General features: G+C 56.5%; 25 protein-coding genes and 4 pseudogenes. 16 read left to right on the top strand and 13 right to left on the bottom strand.

Annotated features, from left to right (window positions below; genetic code table 11):
• From ASC80_RS15175 to ASC80_RS15150, 7 genes and pseudogenes are all read right to left on the bottom strand, one after another.
• Nucleotides 1–276 (bottom strand): annotated as a pseudogene (locus ASC80_RS15175) (outer membrane protein); the annotation flags it as partial.
• A gap of 205 nt (nucleotides 277–481) precedes the next feature.
• Nucleotides 482–610, bottom strand: a complete 129-nt coding sequence (locus ASC80_RS24570; protein ID WP_283805049.1) for a hypothetical protein — start codon at nucleotides 608–610, stop codon at nucleotides 482–484.
• A gap of 80 nt (nucleotides 611–690) precedes the next feature.
• Entirely contained in the window at nucleotides 691–1,515 is an 825-nt protein-coding gene (locus tag ASC80_RS15170) for an ABC transporter permease (RefSeq protein WP_244487281.1), read from the bottom strand.
• A gap of 34 nt (nucleotides 1,516–1,549) precedes the next feature.
• The gene (locus tag ASC80_RS15165; RefSeq protein ID WP_056298605.1) at nucleotides 1,550–2,341 is read right to left on the bottom strand and encodes an ABC transporter ATP-binding protein; all 792 of its coding nucleotides are present in this window, start codon (nucleotides 2,339–2,341) and stop codon (nucleotides 1,550–1,552) included.
• A gap of 31 nt (nucleotides 2,342–2,372) precedes the next feature.
• The gene (locus ASC80_RS15160; RefSeq protein WP_056298602.1) at nucleotides 2,373–2,714 is read right to left on the bottom strand and encodes an AtuA-related protein; all 342 of its coding nucleotides are present in this window, start codon (nucleotides 2,712–2,714) and stop codon (nucleotides 2,373–2,375) included.
• Entirely contained in the window at nucleotides 2,711–4,057 is a 1,347-nt protein-coding gene (locus ASC80_RS15155; RefSeq protein ID WP_056298598.1) for an acyclic terpene utilization AtuA family protein, read from the bottom strand. The genes ASC80_RS15160 and ASC80_RS15155 overlap by 4 nt, the downstream gene beginning before the upstream one ends.
• Before the next feature lie 23 nt (nucleotides 4,058–4,080).
• Nucleotides 4,081–5,085 (bottom strand): ABC transporter substrate-binding protein, encoded by a 1,005-nt coding sequence (locus tag ASC80_RS15150; RefSeq protein WP_056298595.1) that lies wholly within the window; start codon nucleotides 5,083–5,085, stop codon nucleotides 4,081–4,083.
• Between the two features lie 114 nt (nucleotides 5,086–5,199).
• Between ASC80_RS15150 and ASC80_RS15145 the strand changes: the two genes are divergently transcribed.
• Nucleotides 5,200–6,108 carry a LysR family transcriptional regulator gene (locus tag ASC80_RS15145; protein ID WP_056298593.1) on the top strand — a complete coding sequence of 303 codons (909 nt, stop codon included), beginning with the start codon at nucleotides 5,200–5,202 and terminating at the stop codon, nucleotides 6,106–6,108.
• A gap of 574 nt (nucleotides 6,109–6,682) precedes the next feature.
• Here the strand turns inward: ASC80_RS15145 and ASC80_RS15140 are convergent.
• From ASC80_RS15140 to ASC80_RS15120, 5 genes are all read right to left on the bottom strand, one after another.
• The gene (locus ASC80_RS15140) at nucleotides 6,683–7,465 is read right to left on the bottom strand and encodes a sulfite exporter TauE/SafE family protein (RefSeq protein WP_056298590.1); all 783 of its coding nucleotides are present in this window, start codon (nucleotides 7,463–7,465) and stop codon (nucleotides 6,683–6,685) included.
• A gap of 75 nt (nucleotides 7,466–7,540) precedes the next feature.
• Nucleotides 7,541–8,212 carry a transglutaminase-like domain-containing protein gene (locus ASC80_RS15135; protein WP_056298587.1) on the bottom strand — a complete coding sequence of 224 codons (672 nt, stop codon included), beginning with the start codon at nucleotides 8,210–8,212 and terminating at the stop codon, nucleotides 7,541–7,543.
• 33 nt (nucleotides 8,213–8,245) lie between these two features.
• Entirely contained in the window at nucleotides 8,246–9,049 is an 804-nt protein-coding gene (locus ASC80_RS15130) for an MBL fold metallo-hydrolase (protein WP_244487280.1), read from the bottom strand.
• Between the two features lie 177 nt (nucleotides 9,050–9,226).
• The gene (locus tag ASC80_RS15125) at nucleotides 9,227–9,616 is read right to left on the bottom strand and encodes a rhodanese-like domain-containing protein (RefSeq protein ID WP_162244606.1); all 390 of its coding nucleotides are present in this window, start codon (nucleotides 9,614–9,616) and stop codon (nucleotides 9,227–9,229) included.
• 56 nt (nucleotides 9,617–9,672) lie between these two features.
• Complete coding sequence (locus ASC80_RS15120; protein WP_082512591.1) at nucleotides 9,673–10,377, bottom strand: FadR/GntR family transcriptional regulator; 705 nt, start codon at nucleotides 10,375–10,377, stop codon at nucleotides 9,673–9,675.
• 49 nt (nucleotides 10,378–10,426) lie between these two features.
• On the opposite strand from ASC80_RS15120, the gene ASC80_RS15115 reads away from it, so the two are divergent.
• From ASC80_RS15115 to ASC80_RS15070, 13 genes and pseudogenes are all read left to right on the top strand, one after another.
• The gene (locus tag ASC80_RS15115) at nucleotides 10,427–11,299 is read left to right on the top strand and encodes a fumarylacetoacetate hydrolase family protein (RefSeq protein WP_056298579.1); all 873 of its coding nucleotides are present in this window, start codon (nucleotides 10,427–10,429) and stop codon (nucleotides 11,297–11,299) included.
• Nucleotides 11,300–11,334: 35 nt separating this feature from the next.
• Entirely contained in the window at nucleotides 11,335–12,225 is an 891-nt protein-coding gene (locus ASC80_RS15110; RefSeq protein WP_082512590.1) for an enoyl-CoA hydratase/isomerase family protein, read from the top strand.
• A gap of 8 nt (nucleotides 12,226–12,233) precedes the next feature.
• Nucleotides 12,234–13,790 carry an acetate--CoA ligase gene (locus ASC80_RS15105; RefSeq protein ID WP_082512589.1) on the top strand — a complete coding sequence of 519 codons (1,557 nt, stop codon included), beginning with the start codon at nucleotides 12,234–12,236 and terminating at the stop codon, nucleotides 13,788–13,790.
• A gap of 10 nt (nucleotides 13,791–13,800) precedes the next feature.
• Entirely contained in the window at nucleotides 13,801–14,670 is an 870-nt protein-coding gene (locus ASC80_RS15100) for a branched-chain amino acid ABC transporter permease (RefSeq protein WP_056298572.1), read from the top strand.
• Nucleotides 14,667–15,635 (top strand): branched-chain amino acid ABC transporter permease, encoded by a 969-nt coding sequence (locus tag ASC80_RS15095; RefSeq protein WP_056298569.1) that lies wholly within the window; start codon nucleotides 14,667–14,669, stop codon nucleotides 15,633–15,635. The genes ASC80_RS15100 and ASC80_RS15095 overlap by 4 nt, the downstream gene beginning before the upstream one ends.
• Before the next feature lie 2 nt (nucleotides 15,636–15,637).
• Nucleotides 15,638–16,378, top strand: a complete 741-nt coding sequence (locus tag ASC80_RS15090) for an ABC transporter ATP-binding protein (protein WP_056298566.1) — start codon at nucleotides 15,638–15,640, stop codon at nucleotides 16,376–16,378.
• Nucleotides 16,372–17,079, top strand: a complete 708-nt coding sequence (locus ASC80_RS15085) for an ABC transporter ATP-binding protein (RefSeq protein WP_056298563.1) — start codon at nucleotides 16,372–16,374, stop codon at nucleotides 17,077–17,079. Before ASC80_RS15090 ends, ASC80_RS15085 begins: the two co-directional genes overlap by 7 nt.
• Nucleotides 17,080–17,108: 29 nt before the next feature.
• Entirely contained in the window at nucleotides 17,109–18,389 is a 1,281-nt protein-coding gene (locus ASC80_RS15080) for an ABC transporter substrate-binding protein (protein ID WP_082512588.1), read from the top strand.
• A 46-nt stretch (nucleotides 18,390–18,435) separates the two neighbouring features.
• Entirely contained in the window at nucleotides 18,436–18,732 is a 297-nt protein-coding gene (locus ASC80_RS23190; RefSeq protein ID WP_162244605.1) for a YciI family protein, read from the top strand.
• 236 nt (nucleotides 18,733–18,968) lie between these two features.
• A pseudogene (locus ASC80_RS24440) lies at nucleotides 18,969–19,222 on the top strand (aldehyde dehydrogenase family protein); the annotation flags it as partial.
• A gap of 1 nt (nucleotide 19,223) precedes the next feature.
• Nucleotides 19,224–20,503 (top strand): annotated as a pseudogene (locus tag ASC80_RS15075) (NAD-dependent succinate-semialdehyde dehydrogenase); the annotation flags it as partial.
• A gap of 1 nt (nucleotide 20,504) precedes the next feature.
• Nucleotides 20,505–20,631, top strand: a 127-nt coding sequence (locus ASC80_RS24035) for an aldehyde dehydrogenase family protein (RefSeq protein WP_156464468.1), incomplete at its 5' end; no start/stop codon positions are given.
• A 161-nt stretch (nucleotides 20,632–20,792) separates the two neighbouring features.
• Nucleotides 20,793–21,050: pseudogene (locus ASC80_RS15070) on the top strand (IS3 family transposase); the annotation flags it as partial.
• A 572-nt stretch (nucleotides 21,051–21,622) separates the two neighbouring features.
• Here the strand turns inward: ASC80_RS15070 and ASC80_RS15065 are convergent.
• Nucleotides 21,623–22,567, bottom strand: coding sequence for an IclR family transcriptional regulator (locus tag ASC80_RS15065; RefSeq protein ID WP_056298559.1), 945 nt, complete (start codon nucleotides 22,565–22,567; stop codon nucleotides 21,623–21,625).
• Between the two features lie 489 nt (nucleotides 22,568–23,056).
• On the opposite strand from ASC80_RS15065, the gene ASC80_RS15060 reads away from it, so the two are divergent.
• A complete protein-coding gene (locus ASC80_RS15060) occupies nucleotides 23,057–23,923 on the top strand; it encodes an oxepin-CoA hydrolase, alternative type (RefSeq protein WP_244487279.1) in 867 nt (288 codons plus the stop codon).
• Nucleotides 23,924–23,996: 73 nt separating this feature from the next.
• Entirely contained in the window at nucleotides 23,997–24,971 is a 975-nt protein-coding gene (locus ASC80_RS15055) for a Bug family tripartite tricarboxylate transporter substrate binding protein (protein ID WP_056298558.1), read from the top strand.
• The last annotated feature ends 36 nt before the right edge of the window (nucleotides 24,972–25,007 follow it).

Here is a 25,007-nt window from a genome sequence, read left to right as displayed (position 1 = left end):
CGAGAACTGGTAGTCGGCGCCGAGCTGGCCACCGCCGAGGAACGTGGCGTCGCGGCTGGAACCGGTCAGGCCGACAATGTTGGTGGCGAAGCCATCATCGCCGCCGAACGCTGCGCCGATGTGACCACCGAGATAGAAGCCGGTCCAGTTGTAGATCGGCGCATAAACCGGAGCCGGGGCCTTGGTGTAGGTCCGGGCCGGCAGATCGGCGGCGAACGACGATGTCGCTGCCAGAACAGCGGCTGCAAACGAAAGTCCCGCAAGATGGATACGCATATGACACTCCCCAAAGTTGATGCGAGACATCTAAGGCCCGCTGGTGAATCAGAAATAAACAAACCGGCCGATGGTTTCTTTTCCCGCAGCCGCCAAGCATCATTGATCCCGACCGTTGCAAATTGGGCACAGGTGTCGCGTTCCGGGACAGCCGACAGGCAAGCGGCCGTCACGCCCGAAGCCCCGGGAAGGCTTATGCGTTCAGTTACCACTGATAACGCAGCACGCCCTTTCCGGCGTAGTTCGTGGTCGTTCCGGAGAATTCCCCGTCGAAAGTGGCGGCGGCCGAAATTCCGTTGAGTCGCCCGAGTTCGGCGGAGGCGATTGCCAGCACCGCGTCATGCGACGATGTCTGGAATCGATGTCATTCACACGGGGCCGCGGCTATGTCGCTTTACAACGAAATCCCGTGGATCAGTTCTGCATTCCCCAACGCTGCACCGTCATTCGCTCAATCAATCGGAAGATCACATTCTCCACGAACAACCCGATCAGAATGATCGTGAGCAACCCGGCGAAAACATCGGGAATCTCCAGCTGATTTTTCGCTTCATAAATGAACCATCCGAGCCCGCCCTGGCCGGACGTGGTCCCGAAGACCAGCTCGGCTGCGATGAGCGTGCGCCACGCGAAAGCCCAGCCGATCTTCAGGCCGGCCAGAATGCTTGGGAAGGCGGCGGGAATGAGAATTTTCGCGGCGAAGCGCAAGCCGCTCAGCCCGTAGTTTTGCCCGACCATGCGGTGTGTGTTGGATACGCCGCGAAAACCGGCGTGCGTGTTGAGCGCCACGGCCCACAAGACAGAATGAATCAACACGAACACCAGACTGCCGGTGCCAAGGCCGAACCAGATCATCGCCAAGGGCAGCAGCGCAATGGCCGGCAGCGGATTGAACATCGCCGTCATCGTTTCGAGGAAGTCAGTGCCGAGGCGCGTGTTGATAGCGATAAAGGTGAGAACGGCGGCGACGGCGACGCCGGCGCTGTAGCCGATCAACAGTACCTTGATGGAAAGCAAAGCACGTATGATGAGCAGACCGCTGGCAATGCCGCCGGCCATGGCTTGTACGGTCGCGCCGAACGTCGGCAACAGCAATTCATTGTCGAGCCAGCGGGCGTAGCCCTCCCACAGCGCGGCCAGTACGATTAATACGAACAGCTTACGCAGCCAGCCTTCGTTGTAGAGGGTCTCGAAGACCGTCAGCGGCTTTTGCACAATGCCGAAGTGTTCTGCTCCCATCGTCTCCCGGAAGATTTCGGGACGCGCGGATACGTCAGACATGCTCCGTCTCCTCCACCTTGTCGGCAAACAGCATGTCGTGAATGCTGCGTTGCAGTTCGATCCCGCGCACTGACGCGGATTCGCCGCGCGGCGCGCTGTTGATTTCCGCCTTCACCTGACCGGGATGCGGCGAAAGCAACAGAATACGGTTGCCGATCTTGACCGCTTCGTCGATGGAATGCGTGACGAAAATCACCGTGAACTTCACTTCGTCCCACAGACTGAGCAGTTCGTCCTGCATGCGGACCCGCGTGAGCGCATCGAGTGCTGCGAACGGTTCGTCCATCAGCAGAATATCCGGCTCCATCGCCATGCCGCGCGCAATCGCCACGCGCTGTTTCATGCCGCCCGAGAGCATGTGCGGATAGCTATCGGCGAACTTGGTGAGGTTGACTTTTTCGATGTACGCCGTGGCTTTTGCACGGGCGTCGGCCTCGCTTAACCGGCCCGTCGTCTGCAGCGGAAACATGACGTTCTGCATCACGGTCTTCCACGGCAGGAGTTGGTCGAACTCCTGAAACACCATCATGCGATCAGGACCAGGCTTCACGACAGCGCGACCCTTAAGGCGGATCTCGCCTTCGGTCGGCCGCATATAGCCGCCGATCGCCTTGAGCAGGGTCGATTTCCCGCAACCGGACGGCCCGAGCAGAACGAAGCGGTCCGACTTGAAGACATTGAGGTCGACGCGGTAAGTGGCCGTGATCAAATGCTTGCGCGTCTTGTATTGCAGCGTCACTCCCTTCACCTCGAGCAACGGCTGGGGATCCTCCAAATGGGTCATGTCTCCTCCAACGAAATCTAGCTCGCCTCCGTCACTCGTTGCGCCCTTCAATCTCAAGGCCGAGGATGAGGTAACTCCAGGATTTTCCATGCGAGTCGAGGTTGAGCGAGCTGTTCACGCCGCCCTCCAGTGCTTCCTGCATGACGAAATTGAGCCCATGCAGATGCGGCACGACATAACGTTTGACCTCGCCCCGGATCAGATCAGGGAAAGCGCGCTTGACGCGCTCGGCGGTGAGCACTCTCGTCAATAGCTCGAAATCGGCTGCATCATGGGCCCACACATTCACGTTCGATGTGTTGCCCTTGTCGCCGGCTCGCGCATGCGCGATGTCGCGGATAAGGCGAGGAGGATTGTTCCGCTGCGTGCTCATGCGACCAATACCTGCAGGCCGGGCTTGACCAGATCACGGTCGACCAGCACCGATTTGGTCATCACGCAAGGCACGATCGAGCCTCGGAAGCCGCCGCCGCCTGCCGGGCCGCAGCACAGCAGGGATTCGATTTCCCACAGCATCAGTTCAGCGCCTTCCCTGGTGGGTGAACGCAAGGCGACATGCAAGCGCACGTCTTCGGCCTCCGAGCCGCGGATGCCGGCGGTGGCAAAGAGCGAATTGACCCCGATCAGGTCGATGCGCAGATTCGACTGGATGCCATGGACTTCGCGCAACCGGTAACCGGCGATCCTGGCCGCCAATTGCCCCCGCGCCTGCGCTCCCGGGCCGGCGTAGCTGATACCTGCTTCGCCCTGGAAGCCGTGATTAAAACCAACCGTGACCTTGAGCGTCTGCGGGCGCGCGCTGCCGCCGGCATTCGAAACCCTGATCCTGTCGGCGCCGACGCTCGCGATCTGTACCTTGCTGAAATCCGCGGTCACGTCAGGGGTGAGGTAGCGCGAAGGATCGTGCACCTCGTACAACAATTGTTCCTTGACGGTCGCCGGCGTAACGTTGCCGCCGCTGTCGGCTAGCTTGGTGATCACGGCGTTGCCATCGGCGTTCACTTCGGCAATCGGATAGCCGCAACGGTCGAGATTGGTCACGTCCTTGACGCCGGGATCGGCAAAATAGCCTCCCGTAATCTGCATCCCACATTCCATCAGGTGCCCGACCAGGGTGCCGGCGCCCATGCGTTGGGTATCCATTGCGTCCCAGCCGAAATGGTGTGCGAGCGGAGCGAGGAACATCGAGGGATCGGCAAGTCGTCCGCCGATAATGACATCGGCGCCAGCCTCAAGCGCCGGAATGATGGCGTCGGCACCGAGATAGGCATTCATGCCGACCACAGGCATGCCGATATCCGACAGGCGGCCCGGCTCGTCCATGAAGGGCTGATCATGTGCAACCACGGCCGACACATCGTCGCCCTCGATGCAGGCGACCTTCAGTCCCTTGAGGCCGAGGTCGCGTGCGATTTCGACGGTGCGCTGCGCCGCCGCCCGAGGGTTGGCGGCGCCCATGTTGGTAATGATCGTCGTGCGGGCCGCGCGGCATGCAGGCAGTAATGCCTGCATGCGACTGCGCAGATGCGTGTTGTAGCCACGCTCAGGGTCCGACATCCGGTCGCGATGGCCGAATGCAACCGTCCGCTCGCCCAAGCACTCCAGTACCATGACGTCGAGTTCGCCGCGTTCGGCCAGATCGACCGCCGGATCGAGGCGGTCGGCGGCGAAGCCGGCGCCGGTACCAATACGAAAGCTTGAGGCGCTGTTACTCATTGATGCATTCCGAACGGGTTGCTTCAGTCGCCGCCCGATTTGCCGTTCTCGGGGAAGAACAGATCGCCGACGGCCTTCGGAGCCTGCTTGATGGTTCCGATTTCGGCCATGAATTTCGCCGTCTTCAGCACCTTCTGCGGCTTGAGCGTGTAGGCGTAGTCCTTGTCGCTGATGATCTTGAGAATGTCATCGACCGAGTTCTTCTTGTCATTCGCGGCCGCAAGATAAAGCTCGGCCGCCGCGCGCTTGTCGCTGTTGATAATGGCGATGGCTTCGCTCAAGCCATCGTAGAACGCCTTGTACGCCTTCGGATTTGCATCGTGGAATTTGGCGCTTGCGGTCACCACCACCGCCGTTGCCGGGCCGCCGAGGATTTCATAGTTCGTGGTGACCAGCTTCGCGCCCGGCACCTTCATCTCCTGCTCGTAGAATGGCGACGATGAAAAGTGAGCGTTGACGCCGGCAGTATTGTTGGTGAAGGCAAGTGTGGCGTCGGGGTGCGACAGCGAGATCGTCAGCGGATCGAGTTTGCCGTATTCCTTTTCGCCGAAAGCCTTTGCGGCAGCCATCTGCAGCATGATCGCTTGGGTCGAGATCTTTATCGACGGGACGGCGATCTTGTCTTTTGCGCTGAAGTCCTTGATGCTCTTCACGTCTGGATTGCGCGTGATCAGGTACAGCGGATAGGTCGTCATCGACGACACACCCTTGATCTGACCGTGGGTCTTGTCCCACAGCGTGATCATTGACGGGGCGCCTTGCGCTGCGAAGTGAATCGCGCTCGAGATCAGGCCGTCATTCATGGCGCTGGGACCGGCGACCTTGGCCCAGGTCACTTTGAAGTCGGCCATGCCGGCGGCGGCGGCATTCTTTTCGACCAGCCCCCGCTTTTGCATCACCATCAGCGGGAGAAAGCTCACGCCATATTGCTGAGCAACAACGATCTCATTCACCTCGGCACGGCTGCTTGTGGTGGATGCAAGAGACAGAGCAAGAAAAAGCGCAAGCGACGTCACGCGAAAAGTCATGGAAACCTCCCTGGCTAAGGTCATTTGCTGACCGGTTATTGATTGGCCACAGGATGAGCGGCGATGAATTATCTTACAATTGAATATTTTGTATCTCACTTATAACATGAGATTATGGATCCAAATCTGACTCAAATCCGCAGCTTCGTGGCGATCGGCAAGCTCGGCAGTTTCACGCGTGCGGCGCGCGCCGTGCATCTTTCGCAGCCCGCCCTTACCGTGCAGATACGCCAGCTTGAGAGCGCATTGAACGTCAAGATATTGGACCGCAACACGCGCTCCGTGCGGCTCACAAGAGTGGGTGAGGAACTGCTGCCGGTGTTCGAACGCCTGCTCAATGAGTTCGACACGGTGGTGACCGGCGCCAAGGATCTCGCGACCAGGCGGCTCGGCGTCGTTCGATTGGCCTGCCTGCCTTCGTTTGCTGCGGCCGCTCTGCCAAAGGCCATCGTCGCTTTTCGCGCCCGCTATCCCGGCATACAGTTTATGCTCAAGGACGGCGTCGGCCGAAAGATCGTCAGTCTGGTCAAGTCGGAGGCGGTGGATTTCGGAATCGCCGGTGGCGAAGTGAACGATCCAGACGTAAGGACCGAAGCTTTGACGCGCGATCACATGCGGGCGATCTATCTTTCGCCGCACGCGCTCGACAAGGAAAAGAAGATCACTGCGGAAATCCTCGCTCGTCAGCCGCTCATCCTGATGGATGAAGACAGCACAGTCCGCCAGGTGATCGACCTCGCCTTCGAAAAACTGGGGCTCTCGGTCAGACCGGCGCTTGAGGCGACTTATATGTCGACTGCGGTGGGGATGGCGCGAGCCAAGCTTGGCGTTGCGGTGGTGCCTTCCACTGCGATCGAAGCCCAGACCTCAGGGCGGTTGAAATCGCGGCTGATTGAGGGACGCGACTTTGGCCGTTCGATCGTTATTGTACGCAAGACCGGACGATCGCTGCCGCCGGCAAGCGAAAGTTTTATCGCTACGTTGGCCGCGTCCTTTTCAAATCGTTTGCGCAACGGCCCTTAGCCGAGTTCAGTCTATGCTGGCGGTGGGAGAGAACCCTAGTTCGAACTGGCTCTTCGCAGATCAGCGTAGCCTAGCGAAGCGAAGCGTGCGTGGCACGGTCGGCTTTCCTAGATCCGCGGAAAAGACAGCTTCTCGAACGCGCTGACTGTGATAGGCGGCCACTCCGCCAGCCGAATAGGCATCTCCAGCCGAAATCTTGACGGCGCGTTGCTTGGGAAACTGTTCCAGCGGTGATCAATGGCCGCCGGATTTGCCCTCGATTCCAATTGCAAACATCCAGCTTTCGCGATGATCAAATGGATGCTCCGCAGTGTTCCCGGTTCGCGTGCTTCTTTGCTATTGAGATTTCAGGACCCAGAAGTTTCATTAACGACGTCAATTTGAGGTAGCTGCGAGCGAGAGTCAGATCCTGGGGCGATGAGACGGTTCGGCCCGATGGGTTCGTCACGCGAATGGGCTGCAACGCGAGAACTCTTCAACGCGGCCAGATACTGCATTATTCACAACGGGCCGGGGAAAGCGTCTGCCGCACGTGAAAGGCACGGCATATCGACTGATCGGTCGATTGCGAAGCTTACAATGATCCAACGCTCCGGACGTACATGTATACGGCAACCGTCATGATCACGATGGCAAATAAGGTGTTCAATTTCCCACGCTGACTTGCAAGCCGCGTTGCCAGCATTCCGCCCAGCAATCCGCCGACGACCCCTCCGGCAATAAAAAGCCCAGCTATCGTCCAGACAATGAGATCGGACCACGCGTAGCTGACCGCGGTCGCTGCGCCGAATGCGGTCACGGCAACGAGCGAAGATCCGACAGCGCACAGAATTGACATGCCGGTTCCCCACATGAGCGCCGGTACAATCAGGAAACCGCCACCAATTCCAAAAAAACCGGACAGAGCGCCCGTTGCAAGTCCAAGAACCGAGAGAACGGGAAAATTCGACCAACTGATGCGAACAGCGCTATGCCCGACGTGAGATCGACTTCTAAACATCAGCACAGCTATCAGAAACATGACCACGGCAAACAGCGTCAGCAGTTTGTTGCCATCGATTGTCTTGCCGACTGCGGAACCCATCAGCGCACCCACGACACCTGCGCCCGCAAATACGAGAGCGCAGGCCCATCGCACGTTCCCCCGCCGAGCGTGGCCCAAAAGGTTTATGGCCGCATTGACCGCAACCGCGACCGCGCTGGTTCCGATCGCGATATGAGCAGCCGGTACACCAACGACGTACACCATTAATGGAACAGCCAGAACTGATCCGCCGCCGCCAACAACCCCAAGTGAAAAGCCTACCAGGACCCCTGAAGCCAGAGCCAGCAACTGTTGCAGAAAAGAAATCGTCAACGGAGGTGGCTCGCTATGTTCATTCAAACGCGGGCATGGATGCGAATACTTTTTGCCAGGGCGACCGCGAAAGGGTCACCTGGATTCCGCTTCTTGCCTAAAGGGACGCCGCTCTTCAACAGCAGCTATCAGGTCCGGATAAGAAGCACATATTGCTTGGGCGATAGTATTCGCCGGCACGTCAGCATAAGTGCCGCGGTCGTGAACATATTCCATATGCCGATTTCCTTCTGCGTCGTATGGCTGGAAAAGCGAATCGTTCCGGCCATCGAAGTCGAGCGGAGGCACGCCAACGTGCGCGCACAACTGGGCGTCGAAAGCAGGAGTTGCCTTCACCCACTTATTTTCGAGCCACAGCTCAGCATACGAATGCCAAACGAACAGATCGGTGCCCATAACAGCGCGCAGTCGAAAAGAGGTCAGATGATTCTTCACATCGGCATAGCCAATCCGCGCGGGAATATTTACTGCTCGGGCGCACGCCGCGAGCAAGGCAGCTTTGCCAACGCAAAAGCCACTTCCAGTCTGAAGAACGGCGCTCGCTCGATACGTGCTCTCTGATCGATAATCGAGGTAGAGTTCATACGAAACCTCGTCTCTGACCGCATCGTACAAAAGCAATGCACGCTCGAGCTCGCTTTGTGCGGACTCAGTCTTCGCCTGCGCAAACGCGATGATCGCGGGATGATCGCTGTCAACGAACGATGTCGCTTTCAAGAATTCAGCCGGTGCGCCGAAACCAGTCATACGTTAACCTCCACACTTTACTGCCTACCTTGATCAGGGCTCTTCAGTCGCGCGGTAAGTTAGATCGTGGATTGGAAACTTCAGAAAGGCTCGCCCCAATTGATCTGAGGTTGGCAGTTTTCCACCTTGAATATTTACCTGAAGAGCAAAGAGCATCAGGCCGGGGAGAGGCAGAGTAGAATCTCTATTGGTCCGGAGCGAGATGAAGTCCTGCTCCGAAAGAGACCGGTGCGCGTGCCTGTTCTCCGCTCTCTGGATGACCGGAGTACTTTCCCACAAGGCGGCGCGTCCGTTTGGCCGGTAGTCATGGCCAGCGAACAGACGCGTATCGTCTGGAAAAGACAGGATTGTTTGGATCGTTCGATACAAAGCGCGGGCGTCGCCGCCCGGAAAGTCACATCGAGCCGACCCTGAGTCCGGCATGAAAAGAGTGTCATGAGTAAACGCCGCATCGCCAATCACATAAGTGATGGATGCGAGTGTATGACCCGGAGAATCTACGACTCTGGCGATTAATGTCCCGATTTTGAATTCATCGTTATCATCAAACAAGCGGTCCCATTGCGAGCCATCGTTCTTGAACTCCGGCATTGCATAAATGTGTTTCCAGGTCGTTTGGATATCGATAACCCGCCTGCCGATAGCCATCGGAACAGCCGTTATTCTCTTAAGATAGCTAGCCGCTGAAAAATGATCTGCGTGGGGATGTGTGTCCAGAATCCATGTCAGTTGCAGACCTCGCTCTTGAGCGAAGTTGAGCAAATTATCCGCGAATGCCCCTGTGATTGTTCCGCATTTCTCGTCGAAGTCGAGCACCGGATCGACGATGGCCGCCATCCTGGTGACAGGATCCCAGACGATGTACGAAATGCTTCCCGTCTTCGTGTGATAGAATCCCGCCACGTGGGGTGAGTTGCGCCCCCGGGAGGGACTTTCCCTGACCAGTACTTTTTCTGCCTCGCGCTCTGATTCCCGAAGCATATGGGTCGGGTCACACAAGTGTACAATCATTGTTTATACACTCGCCGTCGTCGAGGGACCGCCCTCCTTGCGCCATCCAGTGTACCCCCCTTCGAGGCTCATCACATTTTTCACACCCATTTCCAGCATGGTTTGACCTGCTAACAACGACCGCATCCCGGACGCGCAAAAAACGATGAACGTGACTTCGCGACTCAATGGCTTCTTGTGCGCAGGGCTTTTGGGATCGATCGCAAACTCCAGCGCCCCTCGCGAGACGTGAACGGAGCCAGGGATGGTACCGTCCTTCGTTAATTCATGAAGATCTCGGACGTCGACAAAGACGACGTCGTCGCGTCCCAACCGGGAAACCGCGTCGAGAGGGGCGATTGATGGGACAAGCTCTTTTGCCTGTTTCAACTTGTCTCGTAGCTGCATTGCCATCGGCTCTTCTGTCCTCGCGTGCATAATCATCAGATCGCGACGAATGTCGCTCCGAGTTACTCTTGAAGATCTCGTTGAACTGTTTGCAGATGGATTGTCATCATTTCCTCTGCTCGAGCTGCATCTCTCTGCTTAAGGGCCTTGAGCAACTCTTGGTGCTGCGAATTGTAATTCGTGATGCGAATAGGCTTGAGGCGCTTCTCCTTTAGCTTCCCCCAAAATTCCTCCTCTCGCATCGCGTTGATCGCGTTGAAGAAGGTTAGAAGAAGAGAATTGCGGCTTGATTCGGCAATAAGCCTATGAAAATGGCCATCGAGGCGTTCGTATTTCGGAACGTCTGTGGTCAAATTCGCCAGGTCCAGCACACGGTTCATCTCCTTTATTTCGGCAGGTGTAACGCGAAGTGCTGCGATCGAAGCTAGCTTGGGTTCAATCGCGAGACGGGCCTCCATCACTTCATTTGGACTCGTTGCGCTTGCCAAATCATCGAAGGCTCCAGCTAGAGCGCGCGATTTGGAGCCGACGAATGTGCCACGTCCTACGTGCCTCCAGATTACGCCTTCCTGCTCGAGTATCGCCAAACTCTGACGCAGCGTGCTTCTGCTAACCTTGAGCATCTCCGCCATTTCACGTTCTGGAGGAAGACGCTTGTCTTTGGATTTCTCCGCACGAGCGACAATGCGTCGCAATCCTTCTACGCTATCCGTACCAATGTGAGAATTGGTTAGATTGGTATGTGCTATTTTACTTGCTTTCGTCATATCTCGGTCCTATCATTATCAAACCGATTATACAATGGTTGGAAATGGTATGAGATTGGTTTCGTACGTTGAGGAAGGAAATACTCGCATCGGTGTTCTTGATCCAGCCGGGGCGCAGGTGAGGGAATTCCGTGTGCCTTGGTTGGCGGGTGCTTGGTCCATGGCTGATTTCATTCGGGAAGGATTGGAATCTTTGGCTTTGATGAAGCTCGGGCCCGCGCGTGACCTGTCAGACGTCAAGCTGTTGGCGCCGTTATTTGCGCCTCGCCGAAACATCATCTGTGTCGGCAAGAATTATCATGAGCACGCCAAAGAATTTTCGTCGAGCGGCTTTGATGCAAGCGCTACCGAGGTGGTTCCCGAATTCCCCGTAATTTTTTCAAAAAACGTCGGTTCAGTATCTGGGCCCGGTGACCCAATACCTGCCTCAGATGATGTTGACGGTTCGGTGGACTACGAGGGCGAGCTGGCGGTCGTTATCGGTCGAGGTGGCCGCAACATCGATCCTGAGGCTGCGATGTCGCATGTGTTCGGCTACACCATTGTCAACGATGTAACTGCGCGGCAAGCGCAGCGTCGGCACAAGCAATGGTTTCTCGGGAAAAGTCTGGATGGGTTTTGTCCAATGGGCCCTTCCATTGTCACTCAAGACGAAATTCCTGACCTTAAGAAGGTTGAGCTTAGAACCTTTGTGAACGGTGAGATTCGTCAAAGGTCATCCATCGGGAATCTAATCTTCGGGATTCCGGAGGTCGTGTCGACTATCTCGCGCTTCATGAAACTTATTCCTGGCGATGTCATAGCCACCGGAACGCCGTCCGGCGTGGGTATCGGATTCGATCCTCCAAAATTCTTGCGCCCAGGCGACGAGGTTGTCGTCGAGATCGATGGGATCGGAGAGTTACGAAATCCAGTGGTGTGAAGCTTGCTGCGATCTGAAAAAATGAAGAGGTTGTCATGAAGTATAAAACTATTGAGTGGTCGATCGTTTCTTCGCCTGAGTGCCCCGGCGATAACGCGATCGGTGTGGTTACATTGAATCGACCGGAGCATTCGAACGCTCTGGGCCCACGGATGGGTATGGAGCTTGATCAAGTCATGGACGAGATCAGGCATTCTGGCGTGCGCGTGGTCATTATCACTGGAAAGGGTTCGAACTTCTGTGCGGGCGGCGACCTGCAGGTTGAGACCATTCCAATGGAGCGTCCGGAAGACGATTGGGGGCTCAAAGGAGAGTACGGCGAAATCGTTACCTGGTGGATGAATGATTATTTCCATCTGATTTCGCAGCGTGCCTGCATCAAGCTGGAGAATCTTCCTCAGCCGGTAATCGCTGCTGTGAATGGCATTGCGGTTGGCGTGGGGCTTGAGTTGGCAATTTCCTGCGACCTTCGAATTGCAACGACCAAGGTGCGTTTTGCTGAATTGGCCGTGCCTGCCGGCTTCATGAGTGAGTGGAGTGCGCCTCGCGTTCTGCCGCAGCTTATCGGGCAGACGCGCGCGAGCGAGATGATTCTCACCGGGCGTATGGTTTACGCCGAGGAGGCGCTCAGTTGGGGGCTCGTGAATAAAATTGTCGAGCCGGAAGCGCTGATGGATGAGGCAATGAAAATGGCTGGAGCGATGGCTTCCTATCCAAACGTTGGCCTCAAGTACGCCAAGGAAACGCTGCGACTCTATCAACATCTCAATCGAAGCGAAGAAAACACTCGGGTTGAACTCGAGCGGGTTCTTGAGATCACCCGCAACAAGGACTGTGCTGAAGGTTTGAATGCGTTTCTATCGAAGCGCGCGCCGATGTACCACCCGAACAACCCTGTTCGGCGTCCTGGCAAAGAAGCGAAGTGAGGTAGTTCATGTCAAATTGGACGGCTCGTCCCGGTCATCGTGTCTTTTTGCCAAAGACAAACATTGCTTATGAGATTCTCGATCGAAATATCGAGAAGGGTGCCGGTGAACGAAGGGCCATAGTTTGGGATTCTGGTTCTTGGACCTACAATCAGCTGCGCGAGGAGGTCGACGCGTTCGCGCGCGGCCTGCAGCAGCTCGGCGTAAGAAAAGATAGCAAGATTCTCATTCGAAGCCGGAATTCGCCGGGTTCATGTGTCGCGGTTCTCGCGGCATATCGGCTCGGAGCTGTAGCCGTATGGGCAAATTCTCTACTTACCGAAGACGATCTCGCATACATCGCCGAAAATAGCGAAGCTCGCATCGCGATCACGACATCAGATTTGGCGGATGTGGTTGAAAACCTGAAAGCGAGAGGTCTTCTCGACCGGGTCGTGACCGTTGATCAGGGTGCTGGATACGATGAAGTAAAAGCCCTGGGCGGTGCTAGCAAGTTTGAGTTCGAAGAGACTTCGGCGGAGGACCCCGCCTTTATGCTCTATTCGTCTGGTACAACCGGGCGACCCAAGGGAATCTTGCACGCGCATCGCTGGATAGTAACTGTGGGAGATCCGGCTCTTATCCAGATGGAATATCAGCCTGACGACGTTATTTTGACGCCGGGCGAGTTCAGCTTCATGGGGACGTTTGGGCACGCGTTCTCTTTCCCGCTCTACGCCGGGTCGACTATCGTCCTCTACACCGAACGTGCTGCCGCTGAGACGATCATCAGCGCGCTCGATAAGCATTGTGTGACGATATTCGTGTCGGTTCCCACTTTTTATCGGATGTTGCTTGCGTCGCCGCAAATGCAAAAGTCGTTCAAGGCGACGAAGCTTAGATTCGCGATCAGTACGGGGGAATCGCTGGGGGCCGCAATCTATGAAAAGTGGATGGCCGAGTATGGCACGCCTCTTTACGACATCTACGGTGTTTCGGAAGTCGAGGTTCTGATTGGTAATGGGCCCGCGAATCCGGTGAAGCCTGGATCAATCGGTAAAAAGCTCGTGGGTATGAAAATTGCGCTCATGAACGATCGATTGGAAGAGGTGCCAGTCGGAGAGCCGGGTGTTCTCATGATTCATCGCTCGGACCCTGGCCTCTTCCTTGGCTACTATCGTCAACCCGAGCGTTGGAAGAATCAGCATCGCGGTGAGTGGTACTACACCGGCGATGTCATGCGTCTGGACGAAGATGGGTATTACTGGGGCGCGGGTCGCGAGGACGATCTTTTCAAAAGCCGTGGCTATTTTCTGTCTCCCCAGGAGATCGAGGATGCAATTCTGAAACATCCTGCAGTTGCCGAGGCGGCCGTTGTCGGTCTTCCCGATGAGGCGCTCGGAAGCAAAGTTGCTGCATTCGTTGTGCTTCGTGGAGTTGCTGATGAAGGCAAATTTGAGCAGGAGCTGATCGAGTTCCTCCGCTCCATCCTCGCTCCGTTCAAACTTCCAAAGAGCGTAAAGATCGTCGACGCCCTTCCGAAGAATCCTGTCGGCAAAATTCTTCGCCGCGCGCTCCGAGGCTAGTGGTAAAAAAATGCCTGAAATCAGTTTGATCATATTTCAAGTTTTGAATGGTCTGATTTGGGGAGTCATCATCGCTTTGCTCGCCGTTGGTCTCAATCTGATCTATGGCCTTTTGAATATTGTGAATGTCGCCCAGGGCGCTCTGTTTATGGTGGGTGCCTACATCGCCTGGCTTGCCGTAACTTATATAGGGAGCTTCTTTATTGGTTTGGTAATCGCGCCGCTCGTCGTTGGCGTTGTCGGATTAACCGTTGAGCGGACTGTTTTACGGCCGCTCGCGAAAAGCCCGGAACTCACGATCATTGCGACAATCGGGCTTATGTTAATGCTGGAGCAAGGTGCACTCTGGCTATTCGGCGGCGACGTGCGCTCTGTTGCCTCACCTATCGACTTCACCGTTCCGATCGCTGGAATGTTTTATCCCGGCTTTCGCATTTTCGTTGCACTCGTGGCGGTGCTGGTGCTCGTCGGGTTGTGGATATTCCTTCAAAAGACTCAATACGGCCTGTGGACCCGCGCAGTTAAATTCAGCCCGTCAATCGCGAGCGCATTTGGGGTTCCTACAGATCGGGTCATCGCTCTCACATTCGGAATAGGAGCGGGGCTTGCCGCGCTCGGAGGTGTGCTTGCATCGCCGATCGTCAACGTTCGACCTGACATGGGTCTGGACGTGCTTATTACAGTCTTCATCATTGTCATCGTTGGTGGACTTGGCAATCTGCTCGGTTCCGTTGTCGCGGCAGTACTAATGACGACCAGCGAGGGACTTGCCGGTATTTTCACGAGCCCGACTAACGCGCGGATGATCTCGCTTATCGCACTTACCCTTATCGTACTTCGCTGGCCTGATGGCATCGGAGCCAAAGGAGATAAACGATGAGCCGCCCCTTGTTGATCCTCAACGGACTGATCTGCCTCGCCGGAATCGTACTGGCCATATTGCCTCCCGAGTCAGCGTACCTGCAGCTCTATCTTTGCGACCTCGCGTTGTTCGGTTTGCTCGCTGTGTCTTTCGACGTGACCTTTGGCTTTGGAGGGATGCTTAATCTCGGGCAGGCGATGTTCTTTGGTCTCGCCGCCTATGTTATTGGCTGGCTTCTTCTATGGAACGGAGTCGATCTGGTCTATGCGGTCCCCGCAGCTATTCTGGCCGCGACTTTGTTTGCTACAGTCGTTGGCTTTGTGGCTGTGCGCGGAAGCAATCATAGCCTCCTCATTCTCACGTTGATCTTTGTGACGGTGAGCTACACGTGGGCCCAGAACCAGCGAGATCTCACGGGCGGTGACGACGGCTTGGTCTTGGCCGGTGCATCGTTTCGATTGTTCGGTCACGATATTCTGGCAATCGGCCGTTATCGTCTTTCCATGCTTTCGTTTTCGTTCGCATTTGCTCTCACGCTATATTTGATGTGGTCTCCATTCGGTCGAGTTCTGCGAGCCATCAAGGAAAATACGCTGCGCGCAGATTTTCTTGGCTACGATACCGTCCTGGTTCGCGTGGCTGCTTTCAGTCTTGGTGGGTTTATCTCCGGAACTGCCGGCGTCATCTACGCCATCAGTTTTCAGCATGTGCACACGGGCCAGCTGCATTGGACGATTTCCGCTAGCGCTCTTGTCTGGGCATTTTTTGGCGGTCTGGGAACTTTGGCCGGACCGATCCTGGGGGTTCTGATTATCAGGCCTTTTGAAGATCTAACGGCGATGTGGGTGGGGCATCCGAAATTCTTCACCGGTCTGCTTCTTGTCGTGATGGTTTTGGTGAATCGCTTCGGTGTTCTCGGGCTGATGTTGTCGGGAGCGGATCGCTTCCTCGCGGGTCTCGGCGGAAAAGGTCGGGGACGTTGAACATGCTTCTTGAAACGAAAAATGTATCAGTGACCTTCGGTGGAGTGCGCGCAGTCGATTCGGTTAATTTCAGTGTTTCGAATGGTGAAGTGCGTGCTCTGATTGGCCCCAACGGTGCTGGAAAAACAACCTTCTTCAATATTCTGTCGGGGAGATTTTCACCATCCGCGGGTTCGATTGTGTTCGATGGTGTCGACATTACTGGAATGCCGCCGCGGAAAATCGTGCGCCTGGGTTTGGTCCGAACCTTTCAAATCAGTTCGATCTTTCCAGGGTTGACTGTATTCGAGAACGTTTGGGCGGCATGTAACACATCCCATAGTTTGTTCGAGACGATTCTTTCGCCGGCGACCCGGCGTTCAATTTCGATGAAAGTAGACGAGATCCTGGAGACCTTGCAGATTCAGTCTCTGGCGGGGCGCACAGCAAGCGAGTTGTCATATGGCGACCAGCGGGTGGCTGAAATTGCAATCGCGCTGGGCTTGCGACCCAAGCTTCTTCTTCTGGACGAGCCAACAGCAGGTATGAGCCCAACCGAAACGGGACGAGTCGTCGATCTGATCAACAAGCTTCGAGACGATCTTACGATTGTGATCGTCGAGCACGATATGGAGTTGATCATGAATCTGGCCGACAGGATTTCGGTCTTTGAACGAGGTCGCCTCCTTGTTGAAGGTTCGCCTGCGGAGATCAAGGCGAACGAGGAAGTCAGAAACATCTATCTTGGAACAGTGACATGCTGACGGTCGGTGGTCTGAATGCCTGGTATGGCAAGAGTCAGGTCGTCAATAACGTTGCGTTTGAAGTCGGGCGCGGGAAAACGCTAGGGCTGCTTGGGCGGAACGGAGTTGGGAAGACGACGACCATTCGTGCGTTGATGGGACTGGTGGATCGCGCCGGGCGAATTACCCTTAATGGCAGACAATTGGATAATTTGCCTGTCTATAAAATCGCCCGATCAGGCTTGGCTTATGTTCCTCAAGGCCGGCACCTTTTCCCGCATCTTACGGTGGAAGAGAACCTGCGCCTCGCATGGCACGGTGCAAAATTCGACAACGACGTTTTGGAACGAGGAATTGGACACTTTCCTCCTCTCTCGGAGCTGTTGAATCGTCTTGCTGGAAACTTGAGTGGCGGTGAGCAGCAGATGGTCGCTATTGGGCGCGCCCTTCTCAATCAACCTACGGCAATCTTGATGGATGAGCCGACCGAAGGATTGTCTCCGCTTTTCCAGGAGAAGGTCGGAGCAGTGATTGAGAACATTAAGGCATCCAACATTGCTATAGTTCTTGTAGAGCAGAATTTAAATCTCGCGCTGAATACGTGTGACGAAGTTTGCTTCATCGAAAGAGGCAGTGTCGTCCATAAGTGTTCGGCTGCTGACGCTAAATCACCAGCGCTTCTCGAGACATTTCTCGGAGTGGGTGGGTCACTGCGGAAATAAACAGTCAACCAAGATAAAGGGAGTTCAGAATGTCAAACTACTTTCGTAGGTCGTCGATAAATCGCCGAGAGATCCTGAAGCTCGCGGCAGCGGGTGCTGCTAGCTCGATGGCGGCTCCCTATATTGCGAATGCTCAGGCTAGTGTAATTCGCATCGGTCATCAGCAGGATATGACCGGCTTCCTGTCATTTTACGGTTTTGCGTTCGACAAGGGTGCGCGCGGTGCAATCGAGCGGATAAATGCTCAAGGCGGAATTGCTGGTCGCAAGCTTGAGTACATTCTCGAGGACACGGAATCGGATGTTGCCAATGGCATTCGTAAGTTTCGTAAGCTCGTTGAGAGTGACAAGTCTGACTTCGTACTCGGTGCAACTCACAGCGGCACAAATTTGGCTACAAACCCAATTGCCAAGGAATTGAAAACGATCGTTTTTCCTCAAGGCGAAGCGAGCGCCACCACGGATTCAAAAGGCAATCGGTACGTTTTTAGGATCCGGGCACATTCTGCCATTCAGGGCAGGGCGGCCGTAACCTACGCGGTTCAGAATTTGGGTAAGAAGTGGACGTTCATTGTGACCGATTACGCTTACGGTCACTCGTTCTACGACGAGCTTGCACCCATGGTTAAAGCCGCAGGTGGTACGGTGGTTGAGAAAATTGCCGTGCCGGTCCAGTCGCAGGATATGATGCCGTTCCTCGCGCGTGTATCACGCGACACGGACGTGGTTTTTTCCGTCTTTACGAGCTCAGATGGCGTCCGTTTCCTGCGGCAGGGCCACGAAATCGGTCTATCAAAGCGGGTCGCGAGACTTGGGCCTTGGGGGATGATCGACGGGATGTCGATGAAGGGCATCGAAGCCGCGGTCGAGAACGCATACTTCCTTTCTCATGGACCTCGTTGGTTGGACCAGGTGCCAACTGAAAGTCGGGGCTTCATCGCTGAAGCCCGGAAGATAATGGGCATCGGCGACGATGGGGCAGTATTGGGCGTCAGTGATCGCATCATGGCGACATCCTACTATTTGGCACCCTGGCACGCGATCCATTTGCTGAAACATGCAATTGAGAAATCTAACTGGGAGTCCAAGCAAGACAATCCAAAACTGATCCAGGCGATGGAGGGTTTTTCGGGTAAGGTCAGCTTGGATTTTCCGATGAGCGACTTTGTAACTCGCGGGGAAGATCATCAGTCCTTCCAGACGCTATGGATCGAACAGGCGAAGAGCGGAAAGCTCAACGTGGTCGCTAGCGTGAACAAAGATCAGCTTTTGTATCCGCCCAAGATAGACGTCAGAAAAGAGAGCTTCTGATTCAGTCGACGTCTGTGCTTGTCATCGAAATCCAAGGAGCTTGATAGTGTACCTTATTTACTGCGTCGACCGCCCAAATAGCGAGCAGCTACGGGCGAAAATACGTCCAGACCACCTCGCCTATCTAAAGGGATTCGAAGAGAAGATTGCCATCGGCGGTCCGACCCTCGGAGAGGAGAAAAATCCGACCGGTACTGTTCTTATAATGAATTTCAACGATCAAAAGAGTGTGGACGATTTTTTGGCAAACGAGCCTTATCACAAATGTGGGCTTTTTGAATCCATGATCGTTCGGCCTTGGCGAGGTGTAACAGGAGCATGGATACCACGCTCGCCAGTCTGACAATTTAGGAATCTCAGCCCTGCCAAGATCAGTCTACGTTTGATCAGAAGGTTGGCGGAGAGGCGGAGTCGTCGGGCAATTCTGCCGGCAAAAAAGTTGTTTTTTTGCCTATTCCCGGATCGCCAAAGCAGGATTTTTACAATCCTGAAAATTCGTCGCTGCACGATGCAATCGCATTTCGTCGCTTTTGCATCGTGAGAGCCATCATCCCAAAGCCACTAATGCAGAGTCCACTCATGTCCCCGAACGTTGTACTGAAAGATCCGTCTTTGTTGCGCGACGCATGTTATGTGGGTGGGGAGTGGGTTGCGGCGGACGGCGCCGGCACCATCAAGGTGGACAATCCGTCGACCGGTGAACTTGTCGGTACCGTTCCCAACATGGGGGCGKCYGAGACGCGGCGCGCGATCGAGCAGGCCAATGCGGCGCTGCCGGCATGGCGCGCCAGGATCGCCAAGGAGCGTTCGGCGATCCTGCGCAAATGGTTCGANGAGACGCGGCGCGCGATCGAGCAGGCCAATGCGGCGCTGCCGGCATGGCGCGCCAGGATCGCCAAGGAGCGTTCGGCGATCCTGCGCAAATGGTTCGAACTGATCATGGCCAACCAGGAGGATCTTGCCGCGCTGATGACGGCGGAGCAGGGCAAGCCGCTGACCGARAGCCGKGGCGAGATCGCCTATGCGGCGAGTTTCATCGAGTGGTTTGCCGAAGAGGGCAAGCGCATCTACGGCGACACCATACCGCCGTTCAGCGCCGACCGGCGCATCGTCGTGATCAAGCAGCCGATCGGTGTCTGCGCCGCCATCACGCCGTGGAATTTCCCCGCCGCGATGATTACCCGCAAGGCRGGWCCGGCGCTGGTCGCGGGTTGCACCATGGTGGTGAAGCCCGCAAGCCAGACGCCGCTGTCGGCGCTGGCGCTGGCGGTGCTCGGCGAGCGCGCCGGYCTGCCGAAAGGCGTGTTCTCGGTGGTGACTGGATCTGCATCGGCCATCGGCGGCGAGATGACGTCGAACCCGATCGTGCGCAAGCTGACTTTCACCGGCTCGACCGAGATCGGCAAGAAGCTGATGGAGCAGTGCGCCGGCACTGTGAAGCGCACCTCGATGGAACTGGGCGGCAACGCGCCATTCATCGTGTTCGACGACGCTGACCTGGATGCGGCTGTGAAGGGCGCGATCGCCTCGAAGTATCGCAACGCCGGGCAAACCTGTGTCTGCGCCAACCGCGTGTTCGCGCATGAAAAGATCTACGATGCCTTCGTCGAAAAGCTCGGCAAGGCGGTGCGCGATTTGAAAGTGGGCGACGGTTTCGAAAATGGCGTTACCGTCGGCCCGCTGATCAACATGGCGGCGATCGAGAAGGTGGAAGAACACGTCGCCGATGCCACCAGGAAGGGTGCCAAGGTTATCGTCGGCGGCAAGCGCCACGCCAAGGGCGGTACCTTCTATGAACCGACCATTCTCACCGGCACCACGCCGGACATGATCATCTTCCGCGAGGAGACSTTCGGCCCGGTGGCGCCGGTGTTCCGGTTCAAGACCGAGAACGAGGTGATCAAGCTCGCCAACGACACCGAGTTCGGTCTCGCCGCCTACTTCTATGGCCGCGACATCGGCCGGATCTGGCGCGTCGCCGAGGCGCTCGAATACGGCATGGTCGGCGTCAACGAGGGCATCATCTCCACCGAGGTCGCGCCGTTCGGCGGGGTCAAGGAAAGCGGCAACGGTCGCGAGGGCTCCAAATACGGCATCGAGGATTATCTCGAGGTNGGGCATCATCTCCACCGAGGTCGCGCCGTTCGGCGGGGTCAAGGAAAGCGGCAACGGTCGCGAGGGCTCCAAATACGGCATCGAGGATTATCTCGAGGTTAAATACCTCTGCATGGGCGGCATATAGGCACTGAAAACTCGAATGCATTGCGTTGATCGCATCGTTCACGCGACGATCTCAAGCCAGGATGCATCCCAGGTTCCCGGTCAGTTGCTACAAAGTAGGCTGCGTTTAAAACATCGCGGAATCTTGCATGAAAGACTGAGTGACGTATGCTGCATGACGCTCGCAAGGGCTATCGGCGCGTTCACATCCTGTTGGTTCGTGATGGCTGGGTGGTCAATGCCAAGCGGGTCTACCGTCTCTATCGCGAGTTAGGCCTGCAATTACGCACCAAAACGCCGAAGCGTCGGGTCAAGGCCAAGCTGCGCGAAGGCCGAACCGAAGCGCGACAGGTCAACGAGATCTGGGCGATGGACTTCGTTCACGACCAGCTCGCAACAGATCGTAAGATCCGCGTGCTGACGATCGTCGACACCTTCAGCGCTGGTCCAGTTCGAGATCGATCAACCGCTTGTCGAACTTAGCCGGAGGATCGGACGACCGCCGCCGAACAGGTGGGGAAACGATTGCGCTTGGCCGTGACCAATCTGCGGGGGCGCATCCATGAACTCAGTATCGCCCGCGGCATGACCGAAGCTCAATCCCTTTATCTCGCAGGAAATTTCTCAATCCCTGCTAGCCAACCTTCGCGGCTATTCCAATTGTTGAAGGGGCCGCACTGGACGTTGCTGGTTCATCAGCTCTGTGAGTATGTCACCGCGCCACGCACGGGATTGCATGTCCATGGTCTAGGCGATCGGGACGATGTCATCGACATAGGAGGACATGTTCGCGACGCTTACGGTTTGTCGCCGGGCGACTGCGTGTTGATTCGGCCTGACGGATATGTGAGCGCAATCCCTCGACGCGGCGCAAGCCCCACAGCCCAACGCTTGGCTGGACCGCCATTTAACGTAGTTGGAGCCCTCGAAATAAATGAGCGTCAATGCTTTGTTTGGCACTGATGCCAGGCGCGCTGCCGCATCTGAATCGGAACGGCGGCGGCCTCGCCTGTTCAGGCGCTCTCGTCGCGGCGACCTGTCTTCCGCGCTGGCGTGACATCGCGGTGTGACGATGAACGCGCACCGGCGTCATCGGAATTGGGTTGCCCGCCGCGACGCTCAGCATTCGGCAACACGAAAAGGCCGGACGATCGGATCAGTTCCGAAGCGCTCGCGAGACGAGGGCCGAGATCGGTTTCGAAATAGTTGGCGTCGGCCCGGTATCGCGGGACGCCGCAGGCGATGGCCACACACAGTCCATCCGCCGTTCGGCCCAAGGGAGCCGCCGCGGCCACGAGGTTCGGCCGCCAGTCGCCGTAGGATACGCAAAACCCTTCCTGGCGGCATCGCGCCACGCCGGCATTCACTTTGGCTGAATAGGCTGCGAATTCTTCTGGATAAAGACTTTTGAGTTCATCGATCTTGATCGCAAACTCGGCATCGCGTTGCATGGATAGCAGCGACCATCCCAAGGCTGACCTGTGGAGCGGTCCGGTTTGGCCGATGTCTGGAACGTGTGGCCAGCCCGGAGGATTCCCTGCCGTCTCGATATGTACGAAGAGGTCGCCGGACATGACGCCCAGCGAGCAATTGCCGGAACACATTTGTGCCAGTTCCCGCATCGGATGCAGGACCTCGTGACGCCATGGCATCGCCGACAGCACTGGATAGTTGAGCGCCAGCAATCGCGGGGCCAGGCGAAACGCGTCTTTGTCGTCGCGACGCAGGTAGCCGAGGTGCATGAGAGTTTTGCACAACCGGGAGACGGTTGGCCGGTTGAGGTTGAGACGCCGTGCGATCTCGGAATTGCTCAGCGAAAGGTCGCTTGAGTTGAAGCACCGTAGAATTTCGATGCCGCGGATCAGCGTGGACGAAAGCGATGGGTCAATGGAAGCGCCAAGCTCGGAAAGATTCTCACCGCCCGAGAGGCGTTGCGCACCGCTCTTTCCCGTCTTCATCGGATTTTCCTGTCGTCCTCTTGTTCGCGTGACTCGGTGGGCCACACCATATCGCCGCACCCGGCACACTGCTTGTAGATAAATTCATTGCCGGCCGCCAACTGGCTGTATTTGCCGACAACGACGTCCGCGGTCCAAGCCCGCAGGACCGCCGCAACTTCAAAAATGGCTCGTTCGAGCGGTGGGAATTCAAGGCACCGCCCTCAACCAAGCTGATGTCGCGACTTCTGTGTGGTGGTCATTCCGCCGAGCCCGATCGAGATGGCTTGTGAGGGATGGAGTTGCGGAGCCAACGCGTTGGATTCTCAACCGAAGACCACTGACATACCCTAGTGTTCGATTATATGAAACGAAAATCAATATCCTTATAATATTTGTTGATACGCTGGATATTTGTTGATAGTGGACAGATACGCGGACGGGAAAATCCGGCGCACGGGAGCGAAATTGCCAGCGGTCCAGCTGCCTGGATTCGTTCCTCCTTCGGCAATGGCCGAGCGTGTGGAGGCGCAAGGGATGGGTGCAAGTCCAGAGTTCACGACGGCTGTTGACGTGGAACGGCGCGGAGCTGTTCTGTTGCTCACGCTCAATGGACCATCAAGCCGCAACGCGATCGGACCTTCCGTCTATCCGCAAATTCAGGCGCAAATCATTTCAGCCGCCTCAGATCCCTTCATTCGGGTCGTGGTTTTAAGCGGCGCTGGTGGCTTCTTCTCCTCGGGTGGCAACGTTCGCGCGCTGCAAGATAGCGCAAAAGGCACGCTGGCCGATGCCACGATCAATACCGACAAACTGAATGCGATGGTGAAAGCCATCCTCGAAAGTTCTGTGCCGGTAATTGCGGCCGTCGAAGGGGGCGCAGCCGGGGCCGCCGTCTCCGCCGTTCTTGCTTGTGACATGATCGTTGCTTCTCGAAACGCCAGGTTCACGGTTGCGCACGTTCGCGTGGGCCTCAGTCCTGACGGCGGGGTGACGCATTTCCTGCGTTCGAGTCTGCCACGCCAAATGGTCATGCAGGCGTGTCTGCTCGGCGAGCCGTTGTCTGCAGAAAAACTCGCCGCCGCGGGAATCGTCAATGTGTTGGCGTCCGATGGCGATGCGCTGCGCGAGGCTCTCGCGCTCGCTGAAAAAATCGCCAGCGGGCCACCGCAAGCTATCGGCAACATCAAGCAACTCGTCAACGCCGCTGCCGAATCCGACATCGCAACCCATCTGGATCGAGAGGCGCGCGCCATCAACTTGGCACGCTTCGGTCAGGAAGCGGCCGAAGGGCTATCGGCCTTTCTTGCAAAACGACGTCCGGATTTTGGCCAGGCGCAGCGAAATGGCGAGATGCAAGAAAAGGTCGACCCATAATCTAAGAGGGGATCTGCTCGCGCGAACTCATGCATCGCGGGCAAATAACAAATCATAAAGGGAGGAAGCCACGATGATCACACGTCGGACTCTACTGGGTAGCATGGCGGTAGCGGCCTCATTTGGCCCTGCATTTGCAGCTTCGTCGGGTGAAGAATGGCCGGTTCGTCCGGTGAAGATGATCTCGCCTTATGGTCCCGGTGGGGCAAATGACATTTCCTTGCGCATTCTCACCGATCAATTCGAACAACGGGCGGGAAAGAAGTTTTTCGTCGAGAACAAGCCCGGTGCGGGCACCAGGATCGCCAATGAGACCGTGGCTCGAGCTCAGCCCGACGGTTACACGTTCCTCTATGCCGCCGCGCCGTATGCGACGGCCGAGACACTGTTTGGCAAACTCAGTTACGATCCACACAAGGATTTGCACCCGGTCGCGATGGCGGTTCTTGCGCCGATCTTCCTGATCGTCAATGCAAAAGGGCCCTACAAAACCCTTAGCGACTTCATCGCGTACGGAAAATCAAAGACGGAGGGTTTGACCTTCGCATCTCCTGGAGCCGGTTCGCAACCGCATCTCGCGGCGGAACTCCTGTTCAAGGTGGCGGGCGTCAAAGGCATCAACATCCAGTTCCGGGGTGACGCGACGGCTTACACCGAACTTCTGGCAGGGCGTGTCGATGCCACGCTCACCGCGATCAGCGCGGCGCTCCCGCACATCAAAAACGGCACCTTGCGCGTGCTCGGATGCGCATCGGCGAAGCGCAGCGCCATTTATCCGGATGCACCGACGCTGCTCGAGCAAGGACAGGATGTCGTCGCAGGCGGCTGGTACGGATTTCTTTCGCCGGCGGCTACCCCGGCTGCAATCATCGACAAGATGCAGACCGAAATCAGCCACGCGCTTTCGGAAGACAGCGTGAAGAAGAAGCTGATCGTTCAGGGGCTCGAGGCTCACTACTTACCCGGCATCGAGTTTGGCAAGTTCATCGACGGTGAGAGCGCAAAATGGGGAAACATCATTCGCGAGGCCGGTCTCGATCAGCATTGATCGCGCTCACTTTGCGACATCCGATCGCAGGCTAGT

This window comes from Afipia sp. Root123D2 (genome assembly GCF_001425835.1).
Taxonomy (GTDB): Bacteria; Pseudomonadota; Alphaproteobacteria; order Rhizobiales; family Xanthobacteraceae; genus Afipia.
This window is presented reverse-complemented; position numbering and strand designations above follow the sequence as displayed.